The sequence below is a fragment of the Micromonospora sp. NPDC007220 genome (genome assembly GCF_040634035.1).
Classification (GTDB): domain Bacteria; phylum Actinomycetota; class Actinomycetes; order Mycobacteriales; family Micromonosporaceae; genus Micromonospora; species Micromonospora reichwaldensis.
In genome coordinates this window covers 1-10,945 of sequence record NZ_JBEYEU010000051.1, presented here as the reverse complement: position 1 = coordinate 10,945, position 10,945 = coordinate 1, and the positions used below count along the sequence as shown (strand labels likewise).

The 10,945-nt window shown below is 75.8% G+C and carries 2 protein-coding genes; both read right to left on the bottom strand.

The window, feature by feature from the left end; genetic code table 11:
- On the bottom strand, positions 1 to 7,113 hold a 7,113-nt coding region (locus tag ABZ573_RS32290; RefSeq protein WP_358122879.1), incomplete at its 3' end, for a type I polyketide synthase.
- A gap of 26 nt (positions 7,114 to 7,139) precedes the next feature.
- Entirely contained in the window at positions 7,140 to 10,892 is a 3,753-nt protein-coding gene (locus ABZ573_RS32285; protein WP_358122877.1) for an SDR family NAD(P)-dependent oxidoreductase, read from the bottom strand.
- Between the last annotated feature and the right edge of the window lie 53 nt (positions 10,893 to 10,945).

The following is a 10,945-nucleotide window of genomic DNA, read 5'->3' as shown; positions in this document are numbered from 1 at the left end:
CTCGCGCACGTGCCGCACCCAGTAGTCGGCCGTGCGGATCTCGTCGCCGGCCAGGGCGCCGGTCACGTTCGACACGACCGGCAGCAGCGGCGCGGAGAACGTCAACCCGTCCAGTACCGCCCGGAACTCGGCCAGCATCGGCTCCATCAACGGGCTGTGGAACGCGTGGCTCACCGTCAGCCGGCGCGTGCGCACGCCCCGATCCCGCCAGACCCGCTCCACCTCGTCCAGGGCCTCGGCGGCACCGGAAACCACCACTGCGGTGGGCCCGTTGACGGCCGCGACGCCCACCCGGTCGGCGAGCCCGGCGATCGACTCCGCCACCGCAGTCTCGGCGGCGGCCACAGCCAGCATCCCGCCACCGGTGGGCAGCGCCTGCATCAACCGACCCCGCGCGGCCACAAGCTGACACGCGTCCGCCAGGGACAACACCCCCGCGACATGCGCGGCGGTCACCTCACCGATCGAGTGACCGGCCAGCATGTCCGGCACGACCCCGAACGACTCCACCAACCGGAACAGCGCCACCTCGACCGCGAACAACCCGGCCTGCGTGAACACCGTCTGATCCAGCAACCCCGCCTCGGGGCTGCCCGCCTCAGCGAACAACACCTCCCGCAACGGACGCGGCAACAACGGATCCAGGTGCGCACACACCTCGGCCAACGCGGCGGCGAACACCGGGAACTCCGCCGACAACTCCCGGCCCATCCCGGCACGCTGCGCGCCCTGACCCGAGAACAGCAACGCGAGTTGGCCGCGCTGAGTGCCCGGGCCGGTGAGCACGCCGGCCGAGGGCTCGCCCGCCGCCACGGCTTCGAGGCCCGCCAGCAGCTCGTCGCGGGTCGCACCGGACACGGCCGCCCGGTGCTCCAGCACGGACCGCGACGCCACCGACGACCAGGCCACGTCGAGCGGGCGCGAGGTCCGGGTGCCGCTGAGCCACTGCGCCCAACGGTCGGCCTGCGCCGACAGTCCGGCCGCGTCCCGGGCCGAGAGCAGCACCGGCAGCACCGACGGCGTCCGCGACGGCTCGCCCTCGACCTCCGGCTCGTCCCCGCCGGTCGGCGCGGACGGCTGCTCCAGGATCAGGTGGACGTTCGTACCGCTGATGCCGAACGACGACACGGCGGCCCGGCGCGGCCGGTCCACCGCCGGCCAGGGGCGCGCCTCGGCCAGCAGGGACACCGCGCCCGCGGTCCAGTCCACGTGGGGGGTCGGCTCGTCGAGGTGCAGGGTCTGCGGGAGCAGGCCGTACCGCATCGCCTGCACCATCTTGATCATGCCGGCGACACCGGCGGCGGCCTGGCTGTGGCCGATGTTCGACTTGATCGAGCCGAGCAGCAGCGGCCGGTCGGCGGGGCGGCCCTGGCCGTAGGTCGCCAGCAGGGCCTGCGCCTCGATGGGGTCACCCAGGGTCGTACCCGTGCCGTGCGCCTCGACGGCGTCCACGTCGGCCGTGGTCAGCCGGGCGTTCGCGAGGGCCTGCCGGATCACCCGCTGCTGGGCGGGCCCGTTGGGGGCGGTGAGGCCGTTGGACGCGCCGTCCTGGTTGACGGCGCTGCCGGCGATCACGGCGAGCACCTGGCGGCCCTGCCGCCGGGCGTCGGAGAGCCGCTGGACCAGCAGCACGCCGACGCCCTCCGACCAGCCGGTGCCGTCGGCGTCGGCGGCAAAGGACTTGCAGCGCCCGTCCGGGGCGAGGCCGCCCTGGCGGGAGAACTCGACGAAGGCGCCCGGGGTCACCATCACGGTGACGCCGCCGGCCAGCGCCATGTCGCACTCGCCGCCGCGCAGCGCCTGGGCGGCCAGGTGCACCGCCACCAGGGACGACGAGCAGGCGGTGTCGACCGTCACCGCCGGGCCCTCCAGCCCGAAGGTGTACGACACCCGGCCGGAGATGACGCTGTGCGCGCCGCCCGTGAGCTGGTATCCGGCCAGCTCCGCCGGGGTGTCGGTCGTGCCGTAGCCCGACGGGGAGGCGCCGACGAAGACGCCGGTACGGCTGCCGCGCAGTTCGTCCGGGTCGATGCCGGCCTGCTCGACGGCCTCCCAGGACGCCTCCAGCAGCAGGCGCTGCTGCGGGTCCATGGCGACCGCCTCGCGCGGCGAGATGCCGAAGAAGCCGGGGTCGAACGTGGTGGCGCCGTCGACGAAGCCGCCCTCGCGGGTGTGCGACACGGGTCGCCCCTCGGCGTCGACGGCCAGCAGCCGGCCCATGTCCCAGTTCCGGTCGTCGGGGAAGCCGCTGATCCCGTCGCGCCCGGTGGCGACCAGGTCCCACAGGTCGTCCGGGTTGGCAACGCCGCCCGGGTACCGGCAGCTCATGCCGACGATGACGATCGGGTCGTCGTCCACCGGCCCGGCGGGGCCCCAGGTGGTGACGGTGTCGACCTCGTGCAGGCGCAGCGTCGCCGACAGGTGGTCGGCGAGGGCGGCCGGGTTCGGGTAGTCGAAGACCAGGGTGGTGGGCAGGGTGAGCCCGGTGGCGGCGCCGAGCCGGTTGCGCAGCTCGACAGCGGTCAGCGAGTCGAAGCCCAGCTCCTTGAACGCCCGGTTCGCCTTGACCAGCTCGGTGCCGGAGTGGCCGAGCACGGCGGCGGTGTGCGTGCGTACGAGGTCGGTCAGGTGGCGGTCCTGCTCGGCGCGGGGCAGCGTCAGCAGGTGCTGCCGCAGCCCGCCGCCGGCGGTGTCCTCCGGTTCGGCGTCGACCACGCGCAGGGCGTCGCGCGCCTCGGCGATGTCGTCGAGCAGGGGGCGGGCGCGGGCGGCGGCGAACGCCGGGGTGAACAGGGACCAGTCGACGTCCGCCACGGTCACCGACGGCACGGCCCGGCCGACGGCGCTGCGCAGCGCGTACACGGCCTGGGCCGGCGACATGGGGCTGAGGCCGCGCCGGGCCAGCAGTTCCTGGCCCTCGCCGCTGGCCATGCCGCCCTCGGCCCAGGGTCCCCAGGCCACGGCGGTGACGGCCAGGCCACGGGCGCGGCGCCGCTCGGCGAGCGCGTCGAGGAAGGCGTTGCCGGCGGCGTACGCGGCCTGTCCGCCGCTGCCCCAGATGCCGGCGATGGAGGAGAAGAGCACGAACGCGTCGAGCGGCCGGTCGCCCAGCAGCTCGTCCAGGTGCACGGCACCGGCGATCTTGCCGTCGAGTACCCCGGCCAGCCCGGCGAGGTCGGTGTCGGCAAGCATGTTCAGCTGGCCCACCCCGGCGGCGTGCACCACCGCGGTCAGCGGCGCCGGATCGGCGTCGACGTCGCGCAGCAGCGCCTCGACGCGGGCGCGGTCGGCCATGTCGGCGGCGACCAGGGTCACCCGGGCGCCGAGCCCGGTCAGCTCGTCGCGCAGCTCGGCCGCCCCGGGAGCGTGCTCGCCCCGGCGGCTGGTCAGCACGACGTGCGCCGCGCCGTTGGCCGCCGCCCAGCGGGCCACGTGGGCGCCGAGCGCCCCGGTGCCGCCGGTGATCAGGACGGTGCCGGACGGCTGCCAGCGCTCGACGGCGCCTACGGCGGCCGGCGTGGCGCGCACCAGTCGGCGCACGAAGACGCCCGAGGGCCGTACGGCGACCTGGTCCTCGGGGCCGCCGCCGGTCAGGACGCCCACCAGGTGGTCCCAGTCGCTCCGGTCGGGGCCGTCCGGCAGGTCGACGAGGCCGCCCCAGAGCTGCGGGTGTTCCAGCCCGGCGACCCGGGCCAGGCCCCACAGGCCGCCCTGGGCGACGCTGCGGACCGGGTCGGCGTCGCCGGTGCCGACCGCGCCCCGGGTCACCGTCCACAGTGGCGCGGCGACGTCGGCGGCGTGCAGGGCCTGCACCAGCGTCATCGTGGCGGCCGTGCCGAGCGGCACCGCCGGCTGGCCGGGGTGCGGTCGGTCCAGCAGGCCCAGCAGGGAGACGATCCCGGTGAACGGGGTGTCCCCCACGGCCTCGGCCACCCGCGCCGTCACCTGGTCGCGCTCCGCCGTCGGGTCCACCGCCAGCCGGGACACCTCGCCGCCGGCGGCGGTCAGCGCCCCCGCGAGCGCCTCGGCCCATTCCGTCGTGGGGGCGTCGCCCGCCGGTTCGACGAGCAGCCAGCGGCCGGACGGGGTGACCGGCGCGGGGGCGGCGGTCCGCTTCCACACCACCCGGTACGACCAGCCGTCGACGACCGCGTCCCGCAGCCGCGCCTTGCGCCAGGACGACAGGACCGGCAGGGCCGGGGCCAGGACGTCCGCCCCGTCGTCGCCGAACTGCGCGGCGAGGGCCGCCACGTCGGAACGTTCCACCGCCGACCAGAACTCGACGTCCACCACGTCCGGGCTGACCGGGCCGGTGACCGAGACCGGCATCTGCTCGGGCCAGTAGCGCTGCCGCTGGAACGCGTACGTGGGCAGGGCGACCGGGGTCGCGCCTGCGCCGGCGTAGAGGGCCGGCCAGTCGACGGGCGCCCCGTTGACGTGCAGCTCGGAGAGGGCGGCGAGCAGGGCCCGCGCCTCGGGGCGGTCGGCGCGCAGGACGGGCACGGCGATGACCGGGGTGTCGTCGTCGGCGTCCGCCGGCTCCTGCCCGCTCAGCACGTCCCGGGTCATCGCGGTCAGTACGCTGCGCGGGCCGATCTCCAGGAACGCGTCCACGCCGGCGGCGCGCAGGGCGGTGACCCCGTCGGCGTAGCGGACGGCCTGCCGGACGTGGCGCACCCAGTAGTCGGCCGTGCGGATCTCGTCGGCGTCGGCCAGCGCCCCGGTCACGTTCGACACGATCGGCAACGCCGGCGCGGCGAAGGTCAGCCCGGCCAGGACGGCCCGGAACCCGTCGAGCATCGGCTCCATCAGCGGACTGTGGAACGCGTGGCTGACCGTGAGCCGGCGCGTGCGTGCCCCCCGGTCCCGCCAGAGCCGCTCCACCTCGTCGAGAGCCTCGACGGCGCCGGAGACGACCACCGAGGTCGGCCCGTTCACGGCCGCGATCCCCACGTCGGCCAGGCCGTCGAGCGTGGCGAGCACATCGGCCTCGGCCGCCGCGACGGCCAGCATCCCGCCGCCCGTGGGCAGCGCCTGCATCAGCCGGCCCCGCGCCGCCACCAGCGCCGCCGCATCCGCCAGGGACAGCACCCCGGCCACGTGCGCGGCCGCGACCTCGCCGATCGAGTGCCCGCCCACGAAGTCCGGTGTGATCCCGAACGACTCCACCAGGCGGAACAGCGCCACCTCGACCGCGAACAGCCCGGCCTGGGTGAACACGGTCTGGTCCAGCAGCTCCGCCTCGGCGGAACCCTCCGGAGCGAACAGCACGTCCTTCAGCGGGCGCGGCAGCAGCGGGTCGAGCTGCGCGCACACCTCGTCCAGCGCGGTCGCGAAGACCGGGAACTCGGCGTACAACTCCCGGCCCATGCCGGCGCGCTGCGCGCCCTGGCCGGAGAAGAGCACCGCGAGCGGGCCCCGGTCGGCGGCCTGAGCGGCGACCACCGCGCCGGACGGCTGGCCGGCGGCGAGGGCGCGCAGCCCGGCCAGCAGGTCCTCGCGGTCGGTGGCGGTGAGGACCGCGCGGTGCTCCAGCGCGGAGCGCGACACCACCGACGACCAGCCGACGTCCACCGGCCGGAGGGTCTCGCCGTCCTCCAGCCACCGGGCCCAGCGGCCCGCCTGCGCCCTCAGCGCGGCCTCCGACCGGGCGGACAGCAGCACGGGCACCGCCGGCAGGGCGGGGGCCGGGCCGGCGTCGGCGGAGGCCGCGGCGTCGGCGGCGGGCGGCTCCTCCAGGATGGTGTGCGCGTTCGTGCCGGAGATGCCGAACGACGAGACGGCCGCCCGGCGGGGACGGTCGGTCACCGGCCACGGCGTCGCCTCGGTCACCAGCGACACCTCGCCGGCCGACCAGTCCACCTTCGGCGTCGGCTCGTCGACGTGCAGGGTGGACGGCACGAGCCCGTGCCGCATCGCCATCACCATCTTGATCACGCCGGCCACGCCCGCGGCGGACTGGCTGTGACCGATGTTCGACTTGATCGAGCCGAGCAGCAGCGGCCGGTCGGCGGGCCGGTCCCGCCCGTACGTGGCCAGCAGCGCCTGCGCCTCGATCGGGTCGCCGAGCACGGTGCCGGTGCCGTGCGCCTCGACGGCGTCCACGTCGGCCGTGGTCAGCCGGGCGTTCGCGAGGGCCTGCCGGATCACCCGCTGCTGGGCCGGCCCGTTGGGGGCGGTGAGGCCGTTGGACGCGCCATCCTGGTTGACGGCGCTGCCGGCGATCACGGCGAGGACGGGGTGCCCCTTGCGCTGGGCGTCCGACAGCCGCTCCACCAGCAGGATGCCGACGCCCTCGGACCAGCCGGTGCCGTCGGCGGCGGCGGCGAACGACTTGCACCGGCCGTCGGGGGCGAGCCCCCGCTGCCGGGAGAAGCCCACGAACGGGGCGGGGGTGGCCATCACGCAGACGCCGCCGGCCAGGGCCAGGTCGAAGTCGCCCTGCCGCAGCGCCTGGCAGGCCAGGTGCAGGGCGACCAGCGACGACGAGCAGGCGGTGTCGACCGTGACGGCGGGGCCCTCCAGGCCGAGGGCGTACGCGATCCGTCCCGAGACGATGCTGGTGGCCGTGCCGGTCAGCAGGTAGCCCTCGTCGGTGCCCTCGACCTCGGTCTGCGGGCCCACGCCGTAGCCGTTGGCGGCGGTACCGACGAAGACGCCGACCTTCTGCCCGCGCATGGACGCGGGTGCGATCCGGGCCTGCTCGAACGCCTCCCACGACGTCTCCAGCAGCAGCCGCTGCTGCGGGTCCATCGCCACGGCCTCGCGGGGCGAGATGCCGAAGAACTCGGCGTCGAAGTCGGCCGCGTCGTAGAGGAAGCCGCCCTCCCGCGTGGTGGAGTGGCCGGCCCGGTCGGCGTCCGGGTCGTACAGGTTGTCCAGGTCCCAGCCCCGGTCGGTCGGGAAACCGCCGATGGCGTCGCTGCCGGAGGCCACCAGGTCCCAGAGCTGCTCGGGGCTGGCCACGCCGCCCGGGTAGCGGCAGGACATCGCGACGATCGCGATGGGCTCCCGGGCGGCAGCGGTCAGCTGCTGGTTGAGCTGACGGAGGCGGCCCGTCTCCTTGAGCGAGGCGCGAAGCGCCTCGACGACCTTGTCTGCGGACGTAGACATCATGAGCTCCGTACTGGGGACAACGGTCAGGAATCGGTTCCGTCAAGCGCCAGCCTGACGAGGGCGTCGGTGTCGAGGTCGTCGAGGTCCAGGTCCTCGTCGGTGGACTCGTCACCGTCGCCGCCGTCGGCGTCGGCGAGGTTGAGCAGCAGGTCCAGCAGCCCGGCCTCCCGCAGGCGGGTCAGCGGGATCGCCGCGAGCGCCTGCCGGACGGCCGCCTCCGCCGGGTCGCCGCCGTCCGCCTGTGCCCCCTCGGGCAGCAGGCCGTCGAGCAGGTTCTCGGCGAGCACGGCCGGGTTCGGGTAGTCGAAGACGAGGGTCGCTGGCAGCGACAGGCCGGTGGCCCCGGTCAACCGGTTGCGCAGCTCGACCGCCGTCAGCGAGTCGAACCCGAGCTCCTTGAAGGCGCGCTGCGGCTTGACCCGGTCCGTGCCCGAGTGGCCGAGCACGGCGGAGGCGTGGGTGCGGACGAGATCGACCAGGTGCCGGACCCGCTCGGGCCGGGGCAGCGTGAGCAGGTGCTCCCGCAGGGCGTCGACGGCCCCGCCGGGCTGCTGCTCCCCGGCCTGGGCGTGCAGCGCCTCGCGGGCCTCGGCGATGTCGTCGAGCAGCGGCCGGGGGCGGGCCGAGGCGTACGCCGGGGCGAAGACCGCCCAGTCGACGTCCACCACGGTCAGCGCCGCCCGGGGCAGGCCCACGGCGTACCGCATGGCGTGCACGGCCTTGGCCGGTGCCATGGCGGTCAGGCCGCGCCGGGCCAGCAGCTGCTGGGCCTCGCCGGTGGCCATGCCGCCGTCGGCCCACGGCCCCCAGGCCACGGACGTCGCCGGCAGGCCCCGCCCGCGACGCTGCTCCGCGAGCGCGTCCAGGAAGGCGTTCCCGGCGGCGTACGCGGACTGCCCGCCGCTGCCCCACACCCCGGCGATGGAGGCGAACAGCACGAAGGCGTCCAACGGCCGGTCGGCGAGCAGCGCGTCCAGGTGCACCGCGCCGGCGACCTTGCCGTCGAGCACCCCGGCGAACGCGGCCAGGTCGGTGTCGGCGATCAGGCCGGGCTCGCCGGCACCCGCCGCGTGGACCACGGCCGTCAACGGCGCGGGGTCCTCGTCCAGCCGGGCCAGCAGTGCCGCCACCTGGTCGCGGTCGGCCACGTCGCAGGCCACGACCGACGCCCGTACGCCCTGCGCGGTCAGCTCATCGCGCAGCTCCACCGCCCCGGGGGCACGCTCGCCCCGGCGGCTGGTCAGCACGACGTGCGCGGCGCCGTTGGCCGCCGCCCACCGGGCGACGTGGGCGCCCAGGGCGCCGGTGCCGCCGGTAACCAGCACCGTGCCGGACGGCCGCCACCGCTCCGCCGTGTCGGGGGCGGCGGGTGCCGCCCGGACCAGGCGGCGGACGAACACCCCGGAGGGGCGTACGGCCAGCTGGTCCTCGTCGCCGGCGCCGGTCACCACCCGCGCCAGCCGGTCCCACGCCGTCGCGTCGACCTGCTCGGGCAGGTCCACCAGTCCACCCCAGAGCTGGGGGTGTTCCAGGCCCGCCACGAGCCCCAGGCCCCACAGCCCGCTCTGGGCGACGCCGTGCACCGCGTCCCCGTCGCCGGTGCTGACCGCGCCCTGGGTCAGGCACCACAGCCGGGTCGTCGCCCCGGCGTCGTGCAGGGCCTGGAGCAGCAGCAGCGTGGCGGCCGTCCCGACCGGTACGGCCGGGTGGGCGGGGTGCGGCTGGTCGCGGAGGCCGAGCAGGGAGAGCACGCCGGTGACGGGCCCGTCGGCCAGCGCGTCGGCCAGCCGGCGGGCGAGTTCCGCCCGGTCGGTGCCGACCGGGTCGACGGTCAGCCGGACCACGTCGGCGCCGACCTCGGCGAGGGCCTTGGTGACCGCCTCCGCGCGGGTGCCGTCCGTCAGGTCGTCCTCCGCCGTCACGAGCAGCCACACGCCGGGCCGCGCCGGCTCGGCGGTGATGTCGGTCCGCTTCCATCCGACCCGGTACGACCAGGCGTCCACGACCGCCCGCCGCGTCCGCGCCCGGTGCCAGGTCGACAGGACCGGCAGGGCCGGGGTGAGGGCGTCCAGGGCGGCGCCGTCGTCGCCGAACTGCGTGGCGAGGGCGCTCAGGTCGCCCTGCTCGACGGCGGCCCAGAAGTCGGCGTCGACGCTGTCGGCCGTCCTCGTACGCGGCCGGCTCGCCGGCTCCGGCCAGTAGCGCTGGTGCTGGAAGGTGTACGTCGGCAGGTCGACCCGCCGCGGCCCGCTGTCGGTGAACCACTCCTGCCAGGTCACCGGCACGCCGTGCACGTGCAGTTCCGCCAGCGCGCCGAGCAGCGCCTGGGCCTGCGACCGGTCCCGACGCTGGGTGGCGACCGACAGGACGTCGTCGTCGTCCGGCAGGATGTCCGCCGCCATCGCGGTCAGCACGCTCTGCGGCCCGATCTCCAGGAACGTGTCCACCCCGGCGGCCCGCAGGGCGGTGACCCCGTCGGCGTAGCGGACGGCCTCACGGACGTGGCGCACCCAGTAGTCGGCCGTACGGATCTCGTCGGCGTCGGCGAGCGCGCCGGTCACGTTCGACACGATCGGCAGCGCCGGCGCGGCGAACGTCAACCCGTCCAGGACCGTCCGGAACTCGGCGAGCATCGGCTCCATCAGCGGGCTGTGGAACGCGTGGCTGACGGCGAGCCGTCGGGTACGCGCGCCCCGGTCCCGCCAGTCGCGCTCGATCTCGTCGAGGGCCTCCACCGCGCCGGACACGACGATCGACGTCGGCCCGTTCACCGCCGCGACACCGACCTTGTCGGCCAGACCGACGATCGACTCCGTCACCGCGTCCTCGGCGGCGGCCACGGCCAGCATCCCGCCACCGGCCGGCAGCGCCTGCATCAGCCGGCCCCGCGCGGCAACGAGAGCGCACGCGTCGGCCAGGGACAGCACCCCGGCCACGTACGCGGCCGTCACCTCGCCGATCGAGTGGCCGGCGACCATGTCGGGCACGATGCCGAACGACTCCACCAGCCGGAACAGCGCCACCTCGACCGCGAACAGACCGGCCTGCGTGAAGACGGTCTGGTCCAGCAGCTCCGCCTCGGGGCTGCCCGCCTCGGCGAACAGCACCTCCCGCAGCGCACCCGGCAGCAACGGGTCGAGGTGTCCGCACACCTCGTCCAGGGCTGCCGCGAACACCGGGAACGCCTCGGACAGCTCCCGGCCCATGCCGGCGCGCTGCGCGCCCTGGCCCGAGAACACCAGCGCCAGCTGGCCCCGGGGCCCACCCGGGCCCGCGAAGACCCCGCCGGAGGGCTCACCCGCCGCCAGCGCCTCCAGGCCCGCCAGCAGCTCGTCGCGGCCCGTCCCGGCCACCACCGCGCGATGTTCCAGCACCGACCGGGACACCACGCTCGACCACGCCGCGTCCAGCGGGCGTACGCCGCCGTCGGCGGCCAGCCAACTCGCCCAGCGGCCCGCCTGCGCGACCAGCGACGCGCCGTCGCGGGCCGACAGCAGCACCGGCACCAGCGGCGGTACGTTCCCGGCGACGATCTCGCCCTCGACCAGCTCGGCCGGCGGCTGCTCGATGATCACGTGCGCGTTCGTGCCGGAGATGCCGAACGACGACACCGCCGCCCGACGCGGCCGGTCCACAGCCGGCCACGGCGTCGCCTCGGTGGTGAGAGCGACCGCCCCGGCCGACCAGTCCACGTGCGGCGACGGCTCGTCCACGTGCAGCGTCGACGGCACCACACCGTGGCGCATCGCCATGACCATCTTGATCACACCAGCCACACCGGCAGCAGCCTGCGTGTGCCCGATGTTCGACTTCACCGACCCCAACAACA